The organism is Chryseobacterium sp. HNCC26DJ240, from assembly GCF_057180485.1.
Genome location: NZ_JBXUGK010000003.1, coordinates 525,640 through 544,864, shown reverse-complemented (window position 1 = coordinate 544,864; position 19,225 = coordinate 525,640). Strand labels below are relative to the sequence as shown.

The window sequence follows — 19,225 nt, the reverse complement described above, 5'->3', positions numbered from 1 at the left end:
AAAGGAGAAAAATCTTAGGTTGAAAAAATTTAAAGTAATAATGCAGTAAAAACAAATAGAAAAAATATTTTACAATAAATTATACCCCCAAAAAAAAAAGAGACTGAAAATTCAGTCTCTTTTTAAATATCAATTATTTAGTTTTAAAAATTTGGCAGAGATGCTTGTGAGGCTAATTTTGCTGCTGCATTATAGTTGTCTCCGTTCTCGTCGATTACTCTCTTTGCAAATCTGAATTTCGGTCCCCAATAAGAGTCACTTAATGAAGAAACCATGACTCCTTTTGATGTTGCGGCATGTATAAATTTAATGTCGCCATCTTCTGAAATACTTTCTACTATTCCTACGTGAGAAATTCTTCTTCCGTGTGAAAAGAAAACTAAATCTCCTTTCTGTAACTCAGTTTTATCAATAGATTCTCCTTCCTGCGCCTGAGATGCTGCCACTCTTGGCAATGTAAGGCTTGCTGCAGCACCGAAAACTGATAACACGAATGCTGAACAGTCAATTCCATTTCTGGTGGTGCCTCCGTATCTGTAAGGAGTTCCCAAATAAGTTTCTGCTTCTGTAAGGATGTTGTCTATTACCTTATTATATTTTATTGCCTTAGCAATTTCAGAATTCTTCAATTTGTTTTTTGCGTTGGACAATGCTACTGTTTTTTCAGTTACAAAAGAGCTGATTAGCTGCTTTTTATCCATTTCCAATCTTTTGCTTTCAACTGCCGCATAATTGGCATCTGATTTGTTGTCTTTAAGATAGGTTGTTGGTTTTGAAACTACATAGTTAGTAACACAAGACTGTAAACTTACAGTAGAAATCAGCATCACTAAATACAACAAAACTTTTTTCTTCATAGATAAATTATTTCCGTGTTAAACGTTGTCTTTTATTTTTAAAGCGTTACAAAAGTATCGATTCACATTAAAAACATGTCGAAACTCATACTTACAACGATTGCATTTAACACACTTTAACATATTTATTAACTATGTTAAAGCAATTAAAACCGCTGAAGCCCGTAAATGGACGTCGAGCGGTTTTTTTTATTAAGGTTTTTTAACATATCAAAACATTTGTTTAATAAGAGAGCATATTAAAATAACACAAAGTATTGTTAATCAGTAATTTAAAATAAATTTCATCTTTTTCACAATCCTATCCTTATATATAATACGTTTAAGTATTTTGAAATCGTAAAATTTGAGCCTTAAAATGTATAAACAAAAGGAGACTTATTTCGTCTCCTTCTTCTTAACTTTCTTTGGCATTTTAGATTTTATAAATTTCTTGCGGCTTTTCATGCAATCCAGACTTTGAGATGTGAAACAATACTTTTCCGCTTCTGTTAAAAACTTTAATGCATTAGAAAAACTTCCTCTCAATTCGGAAAGCAAAGCTCTGTAAAACCATAAAACTGACTTGTCAATCCCTTTTATTTTCAAAGAATAAGTAATCAGTTTTTCTGCTTCCTGCAAATCTTCGTTATCCAAAAGACATTTGATGTAGTATTTTGGCGTATTCAGATTCGTGACGTCACATTGCATAGCTTCCTCGAAATAGAGTTTTGCTTTTTCATAATCGATGAGCATTTCACTGTAGATTCTTCCCATCAGACAAAGCGAATCTGCATCTTCAGGATCGTAGGAAAGCGCATAATTCAACGCTTCAAGACAATCCGGCAAGCTGTATGGATAATTATCCAGCGCTTCAAAATAATATTTACTTTTAGTTAAGGTCATTTCTGTAGTTTTTTAATTCATTTTTCAGAATTTTTCTCTCTTTTTTAAAAGATTTCTCCTGATAATTCTTTTTAAAATCGTTTCCGGAAAATGTCCGAATCGGATTTCCTCTCTGAACATTCAAATGATTGTTCCACGTTTCCTGCATTTGTTTTTCCAATTGCTGAATGTGAAATTCCATTACTTTTTCTTTCAAACGAATAATGGAAATCTTCTTATTCTCCAACTGCGAACGGGAATCCTGCACGAAAACACTTTGTCCGGTTTTTGGATAAGTTGCACGAACTGCAGTTTCCACTTTATTCACGTTTTGTCCGCCGCTTCCCTGACTTCTCGCGGTCTGAAACTGAATTTCTTTTTCATTAAAATCCATTTTCTCCAAACCTTCCAGTTCAAAAATCCCGATAAACCAATTGCTTCTTTTGTGGAATTTTCTAAAAGTACTTTTCCCAATCCAAAGAATGCTTCCGAGCCAATTTTTTAGAAATTCACTGACCTCTTTTCCTTTTAATAATAAGGTCGCAGATTTCAAAGTCAGGTTTTCATCACCATTTTCACGGTGAATGATTTCGTAATCGATTTTATTTTGTTTTACTTCCTCAAGAAAGACCTTCAGAACTTTGGCAACTACCCACTGACATTCCAAAGGTCCTCTTCCCGAGGTTATTTGTATTATTTTGTCCATTGTTTTTTTAGGAGCTTAATCCCGCTTTCCGCTGTATCTTTTTTTGCCCTCGCTTTTTTGCAAGCCCGCGCAAAAAAAAGGATGCCGCTGCAATCGGGGCTATGGTTTTTCTCCTTTTTATTACTATTTGTTATAAATTATTTAGTGATTTTCGAAAGAATTAAAATGCAGGTATTTGACATCAAACACCCAACATCCCGCATCCAACATCAATCATTATTTATCCATTCTCACAATTCGAGGTTGAAAAGTTCCGAGAATATCCACCAACTCACTTTGTGCGTTCATCACTTCGTTGATGTCTTTGTACGCCATTGGTGCTTCTTCGGCATTTCCGCTCATCAACGTGACATTTTTGAGTTTTAATTCTTTCTTAATGTCATTTTGAGTGAACATGTTTCTGCATTCTCCTCTCGAAAAAGCTCTTCCTGCGCCATGAGAAGCCGAGTTCAGTGAATCCGGATTTCCTTTTCCTCGGACGATGAAACCTTTTGCCGTCATCGAACCGGGAATCATTCCCAGCTCGTTTTCGTTGGCTGGAGTTGCGCCTTTTCTGTGAACTATCACTTCTTTTCCGTTGTGGATTTCTTTCCACGCAAAGTTGTGATGGTTTTCGATTCTTGCTTTTACTCTTCCGCCGACTGCTTTCACCAGTCTTCTGTGGATATCGTCGTGACAGGCCGAAGCATAATCTCCTGCGAGATTCATCGCTGTCCAGTATTCTAAACCGAGATGCGTGTTCAAGTCAAGCCAAGCGAAGTTCTGCGCTTCTTTTGGTAACGGACATTGTTCGGTCGCCACTCTGGAATAATACTGAGCGATTTCTGCTCCCAAACCACGAGAACCGCTGTGTGAAAGGATTCCGAGGTATTTTCCTTTCGGAAGATTGATTTGTTGGTCTTCTTCCGTAATTTCTACTTCACCGAATTCCACAAAGTGATTTCCACCGCCGGAACTTCCCATCTGTTTGATGGCTTTTCCTTTTAATCTTCTCAAAATCGGAATTAAATCAAACGTGTCTCTGTCGAAAATCTCGTGGTCAATGTGAGATTTGTGCGTTTCGTACATCCCGAATTTGGTGTGTTCGGCAAGCGCTTTTTCGTATTTGTCTTTTGAGCCGTCGAGATATGAAATTGGCGTATCCAAAATACTGAGCGACATTCTGCAACCAATATCCATCCCGACTCCGTAAGGAATTACAGCATTTTCTACCGCGAGAACGCCACCGATTGGAAGTCCGTAACCACTGTGTGCATCGGGCATCAAAGCTCCCTGCGTTGCAATCGGCAGTTTCAGTGCGGTGTACAGTTGGTTTTTTGCTTCATCAGAAATATTGTTTCCGAAAATTTGAAATGAAGCTCGGTTGGTGCTGAGCATTCTTTTCTCGGTTTTCTTTGATGAAAGCAAAGCTTCTGCGATTTGTCCGAAGGTTAAATCTTTCTCGAAGTTCTCCGGATTTTGGTGGATTTCCTTGAGAAGAGATTTCACATAATGAATATTTTTGGTTGCAAAATTTCTCTTCATGACTTCCAAAGCGATGTTGACACTCTGATTGTTTGGATAGCCTAATTTTAATATATCTTTTCCTTTAAGTTTTAAATTTCCCATTGTTTTTGTTTTAAAATTGGAGAACGTTTCCGTCCTCAAGACTCTCCGCAAACTTTGTTGCAGACATTTTGTAGTGAAAGTGTTTTATACTTTCCATCAAATCAGTTTTGTATTCATAATTCCAGGAATTTGACCTTCCATAAATTGTTTTATGGACAATTCCCTGAATTTTCTGCTGATTTAAATAAGAATCCAATTCGTGAATTTCTTTTTCTAAATCTGAATGTAAAGGCTTATAATGAGTAATCATATTTGGTTTTACTCTTAATATAAATCTCCATGGCTCAATGAATTCATAATAAACATTGTGTTTCTTTCTGACAGGGAAATAATTTTCTCTTTTCAGGAAATATTGTTTTTCTCTGACTGTTAATGCCAATTTTGGATCGTTCCATTGATGAAATGAAAGCTGAATAAGTTTCTGTTCCCTGTCGACATAAATTCTCCGTCCGTATTTTCTTTTCTTTTTTAAGAACTTTCGTGTTGGAGAATACATTTTTGTATTGATTTTGTTCAAAATTCCTTCGAAAAAATCTGCGTCTTTGGAACGTTTCACATCATCTCTTACAACGAAAAACCGTACAAATCCCTTTTGATAAGGCTGTTGAAGAGGCATTAAAGGAATCTTCCTTCTTAATTCAAAAAGTTCATCACGATGTTTATACTTTTTTCTGATCTGTTTTTCTACATCTTTTTTTATGATTCTTTTTTTGCTTCTCAGGCTTCGTAATCTGAAAAACAAAAGATTATCTTTTTCCATTTGTTTTTAGAATTTAGAGGTGGGATATTGCAAGTAAGACTTCAATAAATCACATTAAATCTTAATCAACTGAATTTATAGTTGACTGTTCGTTTGATGGCAGGAGTTTGTCTTAGCCCCGATGGTAACGGCATCCTTTTTTGTCATTGCGGGTGAGAAAAAGCTCAACAGATGCTTCACTTTGTTCGCAATGACTAAAAAGATACAGTGGACAGCGGGATTAAGCTCCTAATAAAAAAAATGATTTCGGGGAAACTGTTTTGAGTTTGAAATATTGCGCAATAAAAAACCCGAAATCTTACGACTTCGGGTTTTGATATATCATTATACTGTTGTTCTAAGAATGTACCAAACCACGAAGCCCCGCCTTTGCAAAAGGCAATCCTACTGTTGAATGTAAGTTGTATCTGAACATGCTTCGTTGTTTTTTTAATGGTTAAACTTGATTTTCAGATGCAAAGATATTGTTTTTTTTGAAACTCTAAATAAAATTTTATTTTTTTTTCACGTTATCATGATTTCCATGTGATACAAAATGTTATATTTGTTCCCTTAACTCAAACATTTATGAAAAGCACTTTAATGAAAACTTTACTTTGTGCATTTGCACTGGTACTACTTTTTTCTTGTAATTCTAACAAGAATGATGAAATCTTAACTTACACTACTGACACTACTTTGGGAATATCCCGAGTAAATCTGAAAGAAATTTCGAACAAAATTCCAGTAGATAAAATTTTAAAGGAGAAAAAAAATATTCAGGCAGAAGAAAAACTGTTTTTACAATTGGTAAATAAGCCTGAAGAGTCTGGAATCGACATCGACAAACCTCTTTATCTTATTGTTGATCAGGGAAAAACGAATTCTGAATTTGATGCTAAAGCTTTTATGTGGATCAGCGACAAAGCAAAATTCCAAAAAAGCATGTCTGATCTTACTAAATCTAAAGTAACCATCGACAGCAAAGACAAAATCTTTATTGACGGTAAATTGGCAGGGAGCATGAAAGGCGAAATGGCCATCATGGTCAGCGAAAGAGCTTACAATCCTTATGGAGGATACGATTCTAATATACCTGAGGGTTCTGAAAGAATTAATGACAAATATTTCACAGATTTCTGGGCAAGAAAGGGAACAAAAAGTGCCGCGATTAAAGAGCAGGTCAACAATTCTCTTGTAAGCGATAAAGACGTAAGCGGATGGGTAAACCTTGCTGCTGTAGCGAGTTTTGCATCAAAAGGATATATCGAAACACTTGCTATTAACAAACTTATTAAAGATTCCGGAATCGGTTTCGATTTTAATTTTGACAAAGGAAAGGCTGAAATGGCTACGAAGACGTTCTTCAATAGCGATATGAAGAAAATTGTGGAGAAATATTATGATAAAAATAAAGTAAACTACGACCTTGTAAAAAATGTAGAGCTTGACAATGCAAAATCTTACACTATCGGATTTTTCAGCTTAGATTTTATGAAATATCTTGTTAAGGAAGCTGGTTTTGAGGCTACGGTAAACCATTATCTTGCTTCAAGCAATAAAAATCTTGAAGATATTACTTCGACTTTTACAGGAGATTATGCTTTTGTAGATTTCAAAATAAAACAGGACACTGCAGATTATTACAATTACAGATCAGACAATGCCATTGTTTTAGGATTTAACTCAAAAAACAAAGCGATATTAACAAGTCTAATGGATCAATATCTTACTTCTGCCGGTAAAAAATACATGGTAACAGACAATCAGGTAATTGTGTCTGACAATCCGGAGGTTCTTGCTCAGTTTCAAGGTAAAAAAGCAGGAAAAAATTCAAGTTTAGATAAAAAATCCGGTGTGATGTCTTATTCTTGGTCTGACGGTAAAGATTACAATCAAAGAGAAAATCCGCCGGTGAAGATTATCAACATGACCAACGAATCTAAGGAAGATGGTGGAAATCTGCTTTCAAAATCTGTATTTACACTTGATAAGAAAGACGAAAACGCACTGTATTATTTATTGATGAATGACTAATATTGTTTTAAATAATATTTCGCCAAAATATTTTACCCCGAAAAACATTGAAGATTCTCAAATCTGGAATCGAAATGTAACTTTTGAAAGAGGTAAAAAAAATCTGATCATTGCACCGTCTGGGAGTGGTAAATCTACTCTTGCGACGGCAATGCTCGGAACTCATTTTCAGTATGAAGGAGAGATAAAATACGGAACGGAAGTTGTGAAAACAATGCATCTCGAAAAAATTGTAGAGCATAGAAAGCAGGGTATCAGCCTGCTTTTTCAGGATGTGAGAATGATTAAAAACCTGACGATTTCTGAAAATATTCTTCTACGTGTTTTTAATAAAGACAGAAAGCAATTCTTACCAAAAATGGAAGAGTATTCCAGAAAACTGGGAATTGAAAAACTTCTCAACAAGAAAGCTGAAAACTGTTCTTATGGAGAACGTCAACGAAGCGCTATTGTGAGAAGCCTGATCAATCCTACAGATTTTCTGATTTACGATGAATGTTTCAGTCATTTGGATATCAATAATAAAATGATTGCTTTTTCTCTCATTAACGAAGTTTCTGAAGAAAGCGGAAGTTCGGTGATCTTTTTTGAGCTCAATGAGTTTCCTTTTGAGCATAATTATCTAATTCTTCATCTATAAATGCTATGAAGAAAATTTTTAATTCACTTATTCTGTATGCCGGACTGTTCATTGCCTTTATTTTGGTTTTGTCCTGTCTGCAGCTGTATGAAAATGCCAACCGCCTTTTCGGAAGCAAAAGCAGTGACAGCAACTACTGGCTCACATTCAGTAAAAAACTGACTCCGGATAATATCGGAAGGAAAGAGCTTTTGGGTTTTAATGAAAATGATATTGCCAAGATAAAAAAATGGACTGAGGTTGAAAACATTTACCCTTTTTCTGCCAACGAGTTTAAAGCTTCGGCAAATGGAGGAGATTTTATTCCTTTTTACACTGATCTTTATTTTGAAAGCGTAGATTTGAAAGCAATTGATGTTCCTTTAAAAGAAGAAGAATTTCAGGTAAAAGGAGACGAAATTCCAATTATTATTTCAAGGGAATATCTGAATCTTTATAATTACGGATTTGCCATCAACCAGGGCTTGCCACAGATTTCTGAGGATTTTGCCAAGAAAATTGAAGTCAATATCAATATTACAATCAATAAGGAAAACAAAACGTACAGAGGAAAAATGGTGGGACTTTCAGACAGAATTCATTCCGTTCTGATTCCGAAAAAATTTCTTGATTCTTTGAATCTTACTGCAAAACCTGAGCTTGCCAGTCAACCTAAAATTTACAACAGAGTTTTGGTTCAGGTGAAAGATTCCGGAGATGAAAGTTTGGTTTCTAAAATGAAAGAAAACGGTTACGAATCGAATCAGGAAAGCCTCCGTTCAGCAAAAATAAAGTCGAAACTGTTTTTAGTTTTAAAGGTTATTGCTGTTTTGGGGATTTTCATTTTCGCTTTATGCCTTTATATTATTGTAAGTTTTATAAAAATTCAGTTTCTGGAAAAGCAGGAAGAAGTTTCCATTAAAAACAGCTTAGGCTATTCTCCAAAGAAAATGGTAAGCGATATCAGCAGGAAATTCAGTTTAAACTTAATGTTTGTATTAATTTTAAGTTTAGGCCTGATTGCTCTGGGACAGTATCTGATTGCAAAATCTGATGTTTCCAACGGTTTGCTATCGATGTATGTGAATCCTTTTCTGTGGTCGGTAATTATTATCATTCCACTGTTGGTTTATTTCTTCGTGAATATTCTGATTTACCGCTGGCTGCTGAAAAGCTGGAAAATATAACAGAAAAAACGACCGTCGTATGATGGTCGTTTTTGTTTTTTCTAAATGTTTTTAAATTAATTTTTTAAACATTCCAAAATTCCCGATCCAGACTTCTATACTGTATTGCCTCGGAAATATGATGGGATAAAATATTTTCAGACTCTTCCAAATCGGCAATCGTTCTTGCAACTTTTAAAATTCTGTCGTAGGCTCTGGCAGAAAGATTCAGTTTTTCCATTGCCATTTTAATGAGATTAAAAGAGGTATCGTCCAGTTCACAGAATTTCTCCAATTCACGGGATCCGATTTGAGCATTGTAGCTGATTGACAAATCTTTATACCGCTCATTCTGAATTTCACGGGCAATTAAAACCCGCTTTCTGATGTCTTCACTTTTTTCGCCTTTTCTTTTCTCGGCCAATTGCTCAAATTCCACTTTTTGAACTTCGACATGAATATCAATTCGGTCTAAAAGAGGTCCGGACAGCTTATTCATATATCTCTGCATCTCAAAAACAGAGGAAGTGTTGTTCGGATCATCCGGAAAATAGCCACTTGGACTGGGATTCATCGAAGCTACCAGCATAAAACTTGAAGGATAATTTACAGTAAATCTTGCCCTCGAAATCGTCACTTCTCTATCTTCCAAAGGTTGTCGCATGACTTCAAGAACGGTTCTTTTAAATTCCGGCATTTCATCGAGAAACAAAACGCCATTGTGAGCCAGCGAAATTTCTCCGGGTTGAGGATAACTTCCGCCACCGACGAGTGCTACATCTGAAATCGTGTGGTGTGGGCTGCGAAAAGGGCGAACGGTCATCAGAGAAGTTTCTGTTCCCATTTTTCCTGCAACAGAATGGATTTTTGTAGTTTCCAAAGCTTCCTTTAAAGTTAAGGGAGGTAAAATGCTCGGAACTCTTTTTGCCAACATGGTTTTTCCGCTTCCGGGAGGACCTATGAGAATGATATTGTGACCACCGGCTGCTGCGACTTCCATGGCTCTTTTTGCGGTTTCCTGACCTTTCACTTCAGAAAAATCAAAAGGAAATGAGTTGATTTTATCCTGAAACTCTTTTCTGGTGTCTAAAACTGTTTTTTCTAAAGGCGTTCCGTCATTAAAGAAGTCAATGACTTCTTTAATGTTTTCAACACCATAAACATCGAGATTATTGACAATCGCCGCTTCCCTCGTGTTTTGTTTCGGTAAAATAATTCCTTTGAAACCTTCTTCCCGAGCCTGAATGGCAATGGGAAGAACTCCTTTGATTGGCTGTAAACTTCCATCAAGGGAAAGTTCGCCCATGATGATGTAATCTTTAATATCTTCAGCAACAATCTGGTCTGAAGCCACCAGAATTCCCATGGCAATACTCAAATCGTAAGCTGCACCTTCTTTTCGCAAATCTGCAGGAGCCATGTTAATCGTGATTTTCTTTCCGGGAATTTTGAAACCGACATTTTTCAGTGCAGCAGAAATTCTGTAACTGCTTTCTTTGATAGCGTTGTCGGGAAGCCCAACTAAATGATATCCGACACCGCCGGTATCGATGTTGACTTCAATGGTAATGGTTTGAGCAGATACTCCAAAGATGGCACTTCCGTAAATTTTGATCAGCATTATTCTGTGTTTTAAGTAAAGTTAAAAAAAATTCGTGTGGTACTAAACAGTTTTAGCTAAATTTTAAATCTAAATTTTAATATTTTTGTTTGCTTCTTTTCTAATAAAGAATTTATAAAATCAAAAATTGATGAAAGAGAAATTTCCCGCAATAAATAGTACACTCTCACCCATCGAACTTGGCAAAATTATTCAACAGAAATATCAGCTGACTGATAAAACTGAATGTAGTATTTTTCGGCTTGCAATGAATCATTTATATATTGTTCAGGATGGCAAAAGCAAATACGTTTTTAGAATTTATACCCACAATTGGCGTACTAAATTAGAAATCGAAGAAGAATTGAGACTTTTGCTTCATTTAAAAGATTCGAATACACAAGTTTCTTATCCAATAGAAGGAAATTCGAAGGATTTTATTCAGGAAATTGATGCTCCGGAAGGAAAAAGGTATGGCGTTTTATTTTCTTATGCAAAAGGTGAAAAAACAGCAAGATTCTCACCAGAAACAAGTTTTATTATTGGGCAAGAGCTTGCAAAAGTTCATCGATCGACGGAAAATTTTTCTCTCAAAAGAATTTCTTACAGTTCTGAAAACTTACTTGCAAATTCAATTTTAAGTATAAAAAAATTCTTCAAAACAACTGACAGTGAAATTGAATTTTTAGAAAAACTATCTGTTTTCTTGACTTCAAAACTTGATAGTATTGATTCACAAAAGATAAGAGCAGGAAGTATTCATCTTGATGTATGGTTTGACAATCTGCATATTAATAATGAAAAGGAAATAACATTTTTTGATTTCGACTTTTGTGGAAACGGCTATCTATGCTTTGACATTTCTTACTTTTTATTTCAACTTTTTACAACAAATTTGAACGAGGAGGAATACCAAGCAAAGGCGGATAGTTTTTTAAAAGGCTACGAAACGATAACAAAAATCAGCCCTGAAGAAAAAGAAATTTTACCTTTTGCCTGTTTAGCAATTATGACCTATTACATAAGTGTGCAATGTGATAGATTTGAATTTTGGACAAACATTTTCCTAAACCAAGACCATTTAAAAAGAATGGTTGGAAATTTAAATCGATGGATGATCTACAATAACATCGAAATAGAATAATTTTAAAAAATTACCGTATTTTTATTTTAAATTAAATTTAAATGAACACTAAACCCGAAATAACCTGGTCAGATTTTGAGAAATTAGACATCCGTTGCGGAACCATTATTTCTGTAAATGATTTTGAAAAGGCGAGAAATCCTTCCTATCAGCTGGAAATTGATTTTGGAGATCTTGGGATCAGAAAATCTGCGGCACAAATCACTACTCTTTACAGTAAGGAAGATTTAGCAGGTAAACAGATTTTAGCGGTCGTCAATTTTCCGAAAAAACAGATAGCCAATTTTTTTAGCGAATGCCTTGTTTTGGGTGTTTATGGCGAAGATTCAAAAGATGTAACACTTTTATCTCCTTCCTTACCAACTAAAAATGGTTTGCAGGTTGGATAGATTCAACAAAATTTTAAATGTAACTGAATTTAAAAACATGTTAGGTTTAATGACTAATAATATTATTTAAAATAAACACAAATATGATTCAAAATATTCCTTTAGAAAAAGTATTATTTCTCGATATAGAAACTGTTCCGCAATACGGAAACTGGAACGAAATTCCCGAAACTGAGCAAACGCTTTGGGACAAAAAAACAAGATATCAGCGAAAAGACGAAATTTCTCCTGAAGATTTTTACGAAAGAGCCGGAATCATGGCAGAATTTGGCAAGATTATCTGCATTACCATTGGAATGATTGAGAAAAACGACACTTTGAAAATTAAAAGCTTCGCAAATGACGATGAAAAAATTCTGCTGGAAGAATTTGGAGAAATTTTTAACAGCATGCGACTTCGGGATGTAATTCTCTGCGCTCACAACGGTAAAGAATTCGACTTTCCATGGATTGCAAGACGATTTTTAATAAACGGTATGCAACCTCCTTCCCCATTTCAGCTTTTCGGAAAAAAACCGTGGGAAATTCCGCACATCGACACAATGGAGCTGTGGAAATTCGGAGATTACAAAAGCTTTGTTTCACTGGAACTTTTAGCCCACGTCTTCGGAATTCCAACTCCCAAAGATGATATCGACGGCTCAATGGTTTCATCAATCTATTACATTGAAAAAGACTTGCAGAGAATTGTAGACTATTGTGAAAAAGATGTCTTAACTTTGGCGAATATTTTCCGGCGTATGCGTCAGGAAGATTTGTTGAAAAGGTATTCTTAATTTAGATTAATCATAAAAATGAAATTTACAGACGATCAGATCGCAGATATTGGTGAAGAAATAATTGGTGTATTAAAAACGGTTTATGATCCCGAAATTCCGGTCGATATTTATGAATTGGGATTAATTTACGACGTGCAGATCTCTGAAGAGGCTGACGTAAAAATTATCATGACGCTTACAACACCCAATTGTCCCGTAGCGGAAACGCTTCCACAGGAAGTAAAAGATAAAGTAAAAGAGGTAGAAAATGTAAACGATGTAGATCTCGAACTTACTTTTGAACCAAGCTGGAACAAAGATATGATGAGCGAAGAAGCAAAATTTGAGCTCGGAATGCTTTAAGATTTGAAATTTAGCTGAAACATACAGAAAGCTGTCACAATTGTGGCAGCTTTTTTTGTTTACCGTGTTTTTACGATGCAGAAATAGTAAAAACCCTGATATTGTGAATGTTGCAAAGTCATAATTTTGGCATATCAAATTAGAGTTATGGAAGCTAAGAAAGTAATTGCAACATTTAACAACGGAAGCGTTCCGCCGGCGTACGCTTATCGTTATGAGCTTATTTTTTCCGACAGCGGTACTGCTGAATTAAAAGTTTTCAAAGGCTATGAACTTGATGAGAAGAATATTTTTTCGGAAACTAAAAAGATCAACACTTTAATTCTGGAACAGCTGATTGCAGGAATTCACAACCTCAAGATCTTTGAATCAAATTCTCCTGAGACAGGCGGAAGCCAGCGCAGCATTCAAATCAGCAACGGAAAGTCTGAAAAAACTTTTATTCAGAATGACGATCTGGAGGGAATCAATCTTTTCAATCGCTTTCTCTATCTCTATAACCCTGATTTTTTAAACACTATTAACAAATTCATTAACCATTAAAAACAATTATTATCATGGATCAAGCACCAAAAGAAATGTTTGTGGGAGTAATCAATCCCTACGCATTAACAGAAGCAATTACAGGAAGAAAATTTGACTGGACAGACGCAAAATCGTTTCAGGTTCTGGAGCAGGCTTTAGAAACAAACTATTCCGAACTTTTTGACATTAAATTTAATTCTCCGCTGTACGCTGGTTTACAATTAGCTAAAGACAACACGGTGAAAACGATGAAAGTTGAAGACATTAAAGTGAGATCATCCGATAAACTCGAAACGATCAATTTTTCAACCATCAAAAACCTGAAAGATCTTTCCAAAGCAGGAATTAAAGACATCGACAACGTGGAGGTAAAAACCGCAAGACTGGATAAAGGCGATGTGAAAGTTGTTCTGAATGTACCAAAACTGAACAACACCATCACCAACACTACAGTTTCGCCTGTCATCAAAGACATTGTGTTCGGAAACTTAAATCTCAACCTGGGATGGACTCCGGCAAACTGTCTTTGGAGCGACAGAGGAAACTTTTTCAATGATGTGACAGAATTCAACGATCCTATTCAGGGGTCTGTAGGAAACTGCTATTTTATTTCTGCAATTGCAGCTTTGGCGTGGGCAACTCCTTATGCCATCGAGCACAAAGTGAGAGCTACAGGAACAGGAGAAACGCAGCGTGTGAATGCGATTCAGTTTTACACAAAAGGCGGTGGAAAAGATGCACCGAGCAAATTAATTGAAGTAACAGACAGCACAATTATCACTACTTCAAACAATCCTGTGTATTGCAGAAGTAATGATGCAGGAGAAATCTGGCCGGCCGTTTACGAAAAAGCTTTCGCAAAATGGATCAACCAAACTGCCGATGACAAACCGGACATCACAAAAACTGCTTACGGAGATCCTGTAAAAGCAATCGCTCAGCTGAACAACAAAACTCCGTTTTATTATTATACCAATGCAAGAACTGCAGACCAGCTGTACGGAATTGTAAGAGAAAATTCTATGAGTATGAAAACCATCAATCCAATGGTAGCGTGGACTTACGGGTCAGGAAATTATTCAGGTTCAAATATTGTGGCGAATCATGCTTACACCATTTTAGGCTGGGCGTTTATCAATAATAAAAGCTATATAATCCTTAGAAACCCTTGGGGAGTAACGGAACCAAATGGTTTAAATTCTTATCAGGGACTCATCAGTTTCTTCGACAGCAGCTTCTGGAGACCAATTAACATGATTGGAAATGACGGAGTTTTCGCTCTGGAAATCAATGCCTTCAAATACTATTTTGCAGGAATGGGTGTTGCGAAGTAATGATTTAAACCAAACTTAACTTTTATATTTAAACTTCCATAGATTATTTTATGGGAGTTTTTTTTAAAATTGCTGAATAACTTTTATTTAAACGCAAAGTGAAACAAAGATTTTTAAATTCTGATTGCTTTTAAGCTATACAAAGCCGTAAACTCAACAGTGAAATACAAGATTTTCACTAAATAGATTGTGACAAATCATAGTTTACTCAGTTTCAAAATACATCAATTCTTCAGTTTCATTGGGAAGTGTAACGAAATTTTTGAATTTCAAATCCAGCTTTTCGATTAATTTCTGAGAAGAAATATTGTCTTTTGTAGTAATCGCTGAGATCTTTTTTAAACCAAACCGCTTCATTACCTCATCTTTTATTTTTGCGGCAGCTTCGTACATCAGGCCTTTTCCTTCAAATTCTTCCAGAACAGAAAATCCAATATCTGAAACATCCAATCCGTCACGCTCAAAAATACCGACGGCTCCAATTTTTATATTTCTTTCCTTTAAAATAACTGTATAATTTCCGTAGCCCAAACGATTGATTTGCGGGAAAAATCTGTTTTCAATATAGTTTTCGGCAACATCTATGCTTGTTATATGTCTGTTTCCGATAAACTTTAAAAAACTGGGCATATTATAAAGATAATAAATCAGCCGTGCGTCGTCTAAAGTGATAAGGCGAATGATAAGTCTTTCGGTTTCAAAAAAATTATCTTCGGGTTTTGACTGGCTGTTTTTTGGGATCATCTTTTGGTTCAGGCTTTTTTTCTATTTTTAAAAGTCGCGGATTGTTTTTGCACTTTTTATTATAAAGTTCGATGTAAGATCCGTTATCTTCAGTTTTTTCAATTTTCCCAGAACTTTTTGAGACCGTCAGTGTAAAATGTTTTTTCTGGTATGGGCATTCCACAGAAGTTACTTTACCTAAATCGAGATAGTAATTTTTAGCATCCTGATGGTAATTTGCGGCAAGGTCTACAAATTCTTCATCGATAATATAACCCTCCAAAACCGCTGAAAGTGCTGCTTCTTCGGCATTATCTATGCTTCCGATGAATGATTTTAAATCTTTCAGTTCAGTAATGTAACTTATTTTCCCGCCTTTAGAATTCACAATATAAAAATAGGAGTCTTCACTTGGTGTAAGGTCAAAACCCGCAAACTGCGGCAGGTAATCTTTTTTTGTTCCCGAAATTTTTACCTCCTTATTTTTGCCGTATTCGTTGTACACCAATACCCAAAAATCGTATTTATCATTTGGAATTATTTGAGCCAAAACATTCTGCACACTGGCAAGTTTCTTTTTCTCCTGCGAAAAAACGGCAGCTGAAATAAGCATCAGCATTAAAATTCCGGTATTCTTTAAAATTTTCATAAACCAAACTGCAGCAGAAATAGTGCCGACTTTTTACATGAATTTATCTCCTTTTTTAAGGTTTTTCAGATCCAGAACATAATCTTTAATGCGCTGATCGTGATCTCTTGGGCAGATCAGAAGAACCTTATCTGTATCTACAACGATAAAATCGTTCAAACCGTCTATGATAACAGCTTTATTTAAGTTTTTTAAATGAATGATGTTTCCGGAAGAATTATAGGAAAGTGAATGTTTATGCGGATTAGCGTTATTATTCTCGTCTTTTTCACTGTTTTCAAAAACAGATTTCCATGTACCAAGATCGCTCCAGCCAAGATCTGCAGAAATTACGTGTACATTTTTAGCCTTCTCTAAAATCCCGTTATCAATCGAAATTTTTTGGATTTTAGGATAAATGGTTTCAATACAACTTGTTTCGCTTTCAGAATTGTATTCACACGAAGTAAATTGCTGTGTCATTTCCGGAAGAAATTCTTCAAAAGCCTTCTTTATCGTTTTTACGTTCCAGATAAAAATTCCGGCATTCCAAAGGAAATCTCCGCTTTCAAGAAAAGTATTTGCCAGTTCTAAAATTGGTTTTTCTGTGAGCGTCTTCACTTTATACAAATCAGATTGCTGGTTTTCTACAAACTGTATGTAACGATAGCTGGTTTCCGGTCTTGTCGGAATAATTCCCAGGGTAATCAGATAATCTTTTTTTGAAGCTAAATCTAAAGCAAGTTTTGCCTTTTCAAGAAAAACATCTTCCTTTAAAATTAAATGATCAGCGGGTAAAACAATAAGCGTTGCATCAGGATTAAGCTCACCGATTTTATTAGCCATATAAAGATTACACGCTGATGTATTCTTCACAAGCGGCTCTCCCACAATATTTTCTTCTGGGATTTCCGGAAGCTGTTGATGAGAAAGAGTAACGTATTCTTTATTCGTAATAACGAAAATATTTTCTTTGGGAATCATTTTGCTGATGCGGTCGTAAGTCTGCTGAATCATCGTGCGACCTGTCCCGAGAATATCCTGAAACTGTTTTGGAAATTTTTGCGTACTCAATGGCCAGAAACGGCTTCCGATGCCACCTGCCATGATCACGCAGTATTGATTTGATGTTGACATTTTTTAACTACAATTTTGAACCCTCGCCAAAGGCCTGAAAGAATACTTTCTGCCCGTTTCGAGGTTCTTACAAAGATAGTTTTTTTTAATCAGACCTTCTAAAACATACTTTTGATTTCGGTAGATAAAATTTTCTCCTTTTTTAATACTTTCTACATAAACGCCTTCATCATTACTATTTTCAAAACGAAAATACTTCACCAGTTCCGGGCTCGCCATAAAATTAGCCTTCGGAGATCTCGAAAAATGAACAAGAATAGATTTAAATTCTTCATTATAAACATCAATACTTTCCAAAAGCATCAATCTGAACGTGTGTTTCCACTCGTTTCCGTGGGGAGCAATTCTTCGTCCGTACTTTTCAAAAGCGATAAGATGCGCCAACTCATGGGTCAAAACAAAGAAAAAAAGTTCGGGCTGTAAGGTAGAATTAATGGTAATTTCATGTGAGCCATCACGATTTTTCCTGTAATCTCCAAGCTTAGAACTGCGGTCTCTTGTAATTTTAATATGAATTGAATGGTCTGAAAACCAATTTTTTAAATAGTTTCTACAGTTGTCCGGCAAATATTTTTCCAGAGTTTGAATAGACATGCTACAAACTTAAAGGAATTCCTGCATAAAAATTCAATAATTTTAAGCTGAAAAGATAATTGTATTTAGACTGAGCTACAGAACCTTGTGCGTTTGCGTAATTGTTTCTCGCAATATTTACATCAAAAATTGTAGAACGACCAGCAGCGTAACTTTTTTCAGCAAAATCTAAAGAAAGCTTTGTGTTTTTCTCAGCTTCGGTTGCGGCAAGATAAATTTCATAATTGGCATCTGCATCAAACTGAGCCTGCTGAACGCTTTGTCTCACAGCAAATTTCTGCTGTTCGTAATTGTTTTTGGCAATACTTTCATTAATTTTTGCCTGCTCCACCTGAAGTTTGGTAATTCCTTTGTTAAAAATCGGAACATTAAGCGATAAACCTGCCTGCTGGCCGAAGTTATCACTGTACTGGTTAAAAAATGAAGGGTTAATATTTGGATTACCTAATGCATCATATTTATTTAAAAGGTTGTTGTAGAAACTTCCAACACCTACACTTGCTGTTAAAGTTGGGTAAAATGCAGTTCTCGTAACGACAGTTTGCGCTTCTGCAGATTTAATTCTGCTTTCAGCGGCTTTGATTTGAGGCTGATTCTCATAAGCTGTTGACAGAACTTCATCTACATTTACCAATTGTGGTGAAAGCGTATCAGATACATCTACGTTTTCTACATCAAACTCTTTATAATCTTTAAGCTGGAGGAGTTGTGCTAATGCAAAAAGACTCCTGCTAACATTTACTTCAGCGGTTTTCAGATTTTGTTTTTCTCTTGCCAGAGCTGCCGCGGCTTCTGCCAAAACGGTTTGTGCTGTTGTTCCTACATCAGTCGTTGCTTTGGAGCGGTCATATTGTTTCTGAGCATTAGAAACTGCACTTTGGTTGATTTTCACAATCTCTTTATTCAAAAGTGCATTCAGATATTGCTGAGCAATTTGTAAAGAAATATCGTTTTTAATCGTTTCAATGTCGTATTGGCTTGCTTGAACGTCAAACTCTGTTTTTCTGATGGTTTTCTCAAGTCTGCCATTATTATAGACCAAAATGTCTGCACCGATGTTGGCGTTGTTGTTGAATCTGTCATTACGGAAACTTCCTGTTCCCAAAGAACCTTGCCCAAAACTCACAGTATTTCCCATGTTGGCAGAAACAGCTGGCAAATAATTGTTTTTAGCAATTTTTAGGTTTGCGTCTTGATTTTGTTTGTTGTATTCATTCTGAATTATCTGCAGATTATTTTTCACGGCATAATCCACACATTCCCGCAGTGACCATTTTTTCTGAGCATTAATGCTCAAAACAGAAAGTCCCGCAAAAAGAATCAGAAATTTTTTCATATCAGCTTTTTTCACATTAGACGAAGTGATGACAAAAAAGTTACAGCAACTGCAAAATTTATATTTTATTTTAACAAAACTTTCAGGAATTTTGTGGC

At 35.6% G+C, this 19,225-nt stretch carries 20 protein-coding genes; 9 read left to right on the top strand and 11 right to left on the bottom strand.

Going from position 1 to position 19,225, the window contains the following annotated elements; genetic code table 11:
• Nucleotides 1-143 precede the first annotated feature (143 nt).
• The 5 genes from AC2A1G_RS08630 to AC2A1G_RS08610 all read right to left on the bottom strand — a co-directional run bounded on the left by AC2A1G_RS08630 (nt 144) and on the right by AC2A1G_RS08610 (nt 4,795).
• Complete coding sequence (locus AC2A1G_RS08630) at nt 144-857, bottom strand: C40 family peptidase (protein ID WP_484046509.1); 714 nt, start codon at nt 855-857, stop codon at nt 144-146.
• 378 nt (nt 858-1,235) lie between these two features.
• A complete protein-coding gene (locus AC2A1G_RS08625; protein WP_484046508.1) occupies nt 1,236-1,742 on the bottom strand; it encodes a tetratricopeptide repeat protein in 507 nt (168 codons plus the stop codon).
• A complete protein-coding gene (gene prfH / locus AC2A1G_RS08620) occupies nt 1,729-2,427 on the bottom strand; it encodes a peptide chain release factor H (RefSeq protein WP_484046507.1) in 699 nt (232 codons plus the stop codon). The genes AC2A1G_RS08625 and prfH overlap by 14 nt, the downstream gene beginning before the upstream one ends.
• 216 nt (nt 2,428-2,643) lie before the next feature.
• On the bottom strand, nt 2,644-4,035 hold the full coding sequence (locus tag AC2A1G_RS08615) for an RtcB family protein (RefSeq protein WP_484046506.1): 1,392 nt from the start codon (nt 4,033-4,035) through the stop codon (nt 2,644-2,646).
• Nucleotides 4,036-4,045: 10 nt separating this feature from the next.
• Nucleotides 4,046-4,795, bottom strand: coding sequence for a hypothetical protein (locus AC2A1G_RS08610; RefSeq protein ID WP_484046505.1), 750 nt, complete (start codon nt 4,793-4,795; stop codon nt 4,046-4,048).
• Nucleotides 4,796-5,377: 582 nt separating this feature from the next.
• Between AC2A1G_RS08610 and AC2A1G_RS08605 the strand changes: the two genes are divergently transcribed.
• From AC2A1G_RS08605 to AC2A1G_RS08595, 3 genes are read left to right on the top strand one after another with little or no spacing between them, the layout of a single operon-like run.
• On the top strand, nt 5,378-6,811 hold the full coding sequence (locus AC2A1G_RS08605; protein ID WP_484046504.1) for a hypothetical protein: 1,434 nt from the start codon (nt 5,378-5,380) through the stop codon (nt 6,809-6,811).
• On the top strand, nt 6,804-7,451 hold the full coding sequence (locus AC2A1G_RS08600) for an ATP-binding cassette domain-containing protein (RefSeq protein WP_484046503.1): 648 nt from the start codon (nt 6,804-6,806) through the stop codon (nt 7,449-7,451). The genes AC2A1G_RS08605 and AC2A1G_RS08600 overlap by 8 nt, the downstream gene beginning before the upstream one ends.
• A 5-nt stretch (nt 7,452-7,456) precedes the next feature.
• Complete coding sequence (locus tag AC2A1G_RS08595) at nt 7,457-8,617, top strand: FtsX-like permease family protein (protein WP_484046502.1); 1,161 nt, start codon at nt 7,457-7,459, stop codon at nt 8,615-8,617.
• Between the two features lie 64 nt (nt 8,618-8,681).
• On the opposite strand, the gene AC2A1G_RS08590 is transcribed toward AC2A1G_RS08595, so the two are convergent.
• Nucleotides 8,682-10,217: a YifB family Mg chelatase-like AAA ATPase gene (locus tag AC2A1G_RS08590; RefSeq protein ID WP_484046501.1), complete on the bottom strand. Its 1,536-nt coding sequence runs from the start codon at nt 10,215-10,217 to the stop codon at nt 8,682-8,684.
• A 130-nt stretch (nt 10,218-10,347) separates the two neighbouring features.
• Between AC2A1G_RS08590 and AC2A1G_RS08585 the strand changes: the two genes are divergently transcribed.
• From AC2A1G_RS08585 to AC2A1G_RS08560, 6 genes are all read left to right on the top strand, one after another.
• Complete coding sequence (locus AC2A1G_RS08585) at nt 10,348-11,340, top strand: phosphotransferase (RefSeq protein WP_484046500.1); 993 nt, start codon at nt 10,348-10,350, stop codon at nt 11,338-11,340.
• Between the two features lie 41 nt (nt 11,341-11,381).
• Nucleotides 11,382-11,729, top strand: coding sequence for a tRNA-binding protein (locus AC2A1G_RS08580; protein WP_484046499.1), 348 nt, complete (start codon nt 11,382-11,384; stop codon nt 11,727-11,729).
• Nucleotides 11,730-11,812: 83 nt separating this feature from the next.
• Nucleotides 11,813-12,505, top strand: a complete 693-nt coding sequence (locus AC2A1G_RS08575; protein ID WP_484046498.1) for a 3'-5' exonuclease — start codon at nt 11,813-11,815, stop codon at nt 12,503-12,505.
• An 18-nt stretch (nt 12,506-12,523) separates the two neighbouring features.
• Entirely contained in the window at nt 12,524-12,850 is a 327-nt protein-coding gene (locus AC2A1G_RS08570; protein ID WP_056083710.1) for an SUF system Fe-S cluster assembly protein, read from the top strand.
• A 147-nt stretch (nt 12,851-12,997) separates the two neighbouring features.
• Nucleotides 12,998-13,393: a hypothetical protein gene (locus tag AC2A1G_RS08565; protein WP_484046497.1), complete on the top strand. Its 396-nt coding sequence runs from the start codon at nt 12,998-13,000 to the stop codon at nt 13,391-13,393.
• A 14-nt stretch (nt 13,394-13,407) separates the two neighbouring features.
• Nucleotides 13,408-14,709 carry a C2 family cysteine protease gene (locus AC2A1G_RS08560; RefSeq protein ID WP_484046496.1) on the top strand — a complete coding sequence of 434 codons (1,302 nt, stop codon included), beginning with the start codon at nt 13,408-13,410 and terminating at the stop codon, nt 14,707-14,709.
• Between the two features lie 204 nt (nt 14,710-14,913).
• Here AC2A1G_RS08560 and AC2A1G_RS08555 read toward each other — a convergent pair whose 3' ends face one another.
• From AC2A1G_RS08555 to AC2A1G_RS08535, 5 genes are read right to left on the bottom strand one after another with little or no spacing between them, the layout of a single operon-like run.
• Entirely contained in the window at nt 14,914-15,453 is a 540-nt protein-coding gene (locus tag AC2A1G_RS08555) for a GNAT family N-acetyltransferase (protein WP_484046495.1), read from the bottom strand.
• The gene (locus AC2A1G_RS08550) at nt 15,416-16,081 is read right to left on the bottom strand and encodes a hypothetical protein (protein ID WP_484046494.1); all 666 of its coding nucleotides are present in this window, start codon (nt 16,079-16,081) and stop codon (nt 15,416-15,418) included. The genes AC2A1G_RS08555 and AC2A1G_RS08550 overlap by 38 nt, the downstream gene beginning before the upstream one ends.
• A gap of 33 nt (nt 16,082-16,114) precedes the next feature.
• On the bottom strand, nt 16,115-17,197 hold the full coding sequence (locus AC2A1G_RS08545) for a mannose-1-phosphate guanylyltransferase (protein WP_484046493.1): 1,083 nt from the start codon (nt 17,195-17,197) through the stop codon (nt 16,115-16,117).
• A gap of 3 nt (nt 17,198-17,200) precedes the next feature.
• Entirely contained in the window at nt 17,201-17,791 is a 591-nt protein-coding gene (locus AC2A1G_RS08540) for a SprT-like domain-containing protein (RefSeq protein WP_484046492.1), read from the bottom strand.
• 1 nt (nt 17,792) lies between these two features.
• Entirely contained in the window at nt 17,793-19,127 is a 1,335-nt protein-coding gene (locus tag AC2A1G_RS08535) for a TolC family protein (protein ID WP_484046491.1), read from the bottom strand.
• Nucleotides 19,128-19,225 lie beyond the last annotated feature (98 nt).

What these genes read in the sequence shown, in the direction of transcription:
- AC2A1G_RS08630 (WP_484046509.1), bottom strand. Translation starts at nt 857, where the DNA reads ATGAAGAAAAAAGTTTTGTTGTATTTAGTGATGCTGATTTCTACTGTA.
- AC2A1G_RS08625 (WP_484046508.1), bottom strand. Translation starts at nt 1,742, where the DNA reads ATGACCTTAACTAAAAGTAAATATTATTTTGAAGCGCTGGATAATTAT.
- prfH (WP_484046507.1), bottom strand. Translation starts at nt 2,427, where the DNA reads ATGGACAAAATAATACAAATAACCTCGGGAAGAGGACCTTTGGAATGT.
- AC2A1G_RS08615 (WP_484046506.1), bottom strand. Translation starts at nt 4,035, where the DNA reads ATGGGAAATTTAAAACTTAAAGGAAAAGATATATTAAAATTAGGCTAT.
- AC2A1G_RS08610 (WP_484046505.1), bottom strand. Translation starts at nt 4,795, where the DNA reads ATGGAAAAAGATAATCTTTTGTTTTTCAGATTACGAAGCCTGAGAAGC.
- AC2A1G_RS08605 (WP_484046504.1), top strand. Translation starts at nt 5,378, where the DNA reads ATGAAAACTTTACTTTGTGCATTTGCACTGGTACTACTTTTTTCTTGT.
- AC2A1G_RS08600 (WP_484046503.1), top strand. Translation starts at nt 6,804, where the DNA reads ATGACTAATATTGTTTTAAATAATATTTCGCCAAAATATTTTACCCCG.
- AC2A1G_RS08595 (WP_484046502.1), top strand. Translation starts at nt 7,457, where the DNA reads ATGAAGAAAATTTTTAATTCACTTATTCTGTATGCCGGACTGTTCATT.
- AC2A1G_RS08590 (WP_484046501.1), bottom strand. Translation starts at nt 10,217, where the DNA reads ATGCTGATCAAAATTTACGGAAGTGCCATCTTTGGAGTATCTGCTCAA.
- AC2A1G_RS08585 (WP_484046500.1), top strand. Translation starts at nt 10,348, where the DNA reads ATGAAAGAGAAATTTCCCGCAATAAATAGTACACTCTCACCCATCGAA.
- AC2A1G_RS08580 (WP_484046499.1), top strand. Translation starts at nt 11,382, where the DNA reads ATGAACACTAAACCCGAAATAACCTGGTCAGATTTTGAGAAATTAGAC.
- AC2A1G_RS08575 (WP_484046498.1), top strand. Translation starts at nt 11,813, where the DNA reads ATGATTCAAAATATTCCTTTAGAAAAAGTATTATTTCTCGATATAGAA.
- AC2A1G_RS08570 (WP_056083710.1), top strand. Translation starts at nt 12,524, where the DNA reads ATGAAATTTACAGACGATCAGATCGCAGATATTGGTGAAGAAATAATT.
- AC2A1G_RS08565 (WP_484046497.1), top strand. Translation starts at nt 12,998, where the DNA reads ATGGAAGCTAAGAAAGTAATTGCAACATTTAACAACGGAAGCGTTCCG.
- AC2A1G_RS08560 (WP_484046496.1), top strand. Translation starts at nt 13,408, where the DNA reads ATGGATCAAGCACCAAAAGAAATGTTTGTGGGAGTAATCAATCCCTAC.
- AC2A1G_RS08555 (WP_484046495.1), bottom strand. Translation starts at nt 15,453, where the DNA reads ATGATCCCAAAAAACAGCCAGTCAAAACCCGAAGATAATTTTTTTGAA.
- AC2A1G_RS08550 (WP_484046494.1), bottom strand. Translation starts at nt 16,081, where the DNA reads ATGAAAATTTTAAAGAATACCGGAATTTTAATGCTGATGCTTATTTCA.
- AC2A1G_RS08545 (WP_484046493.1), bottom strand. Translation starts at nt 17,197, where the DNA reads ATGTCAACATCAAATCAATACTGCGTGATCATGGCAGGTGGCATCGGA.
- AC2A1G_RS08540 (WP_484046492.1), bottom strand. Translation starts at nt 17,791, where the DNA reads ATGTCTATTCAAACTCTGGAAAAATATTTGCCGGACAACTGTAGAAAC.
- AC2A1G_RS08535 (WP_484046491.1), bottom strand. Translation starts at nt 19,127, where the DNA reads ATGAAAAAATTTCTGATTCTTTTTGCGGGACTTTCTGTTTTGAGCATT.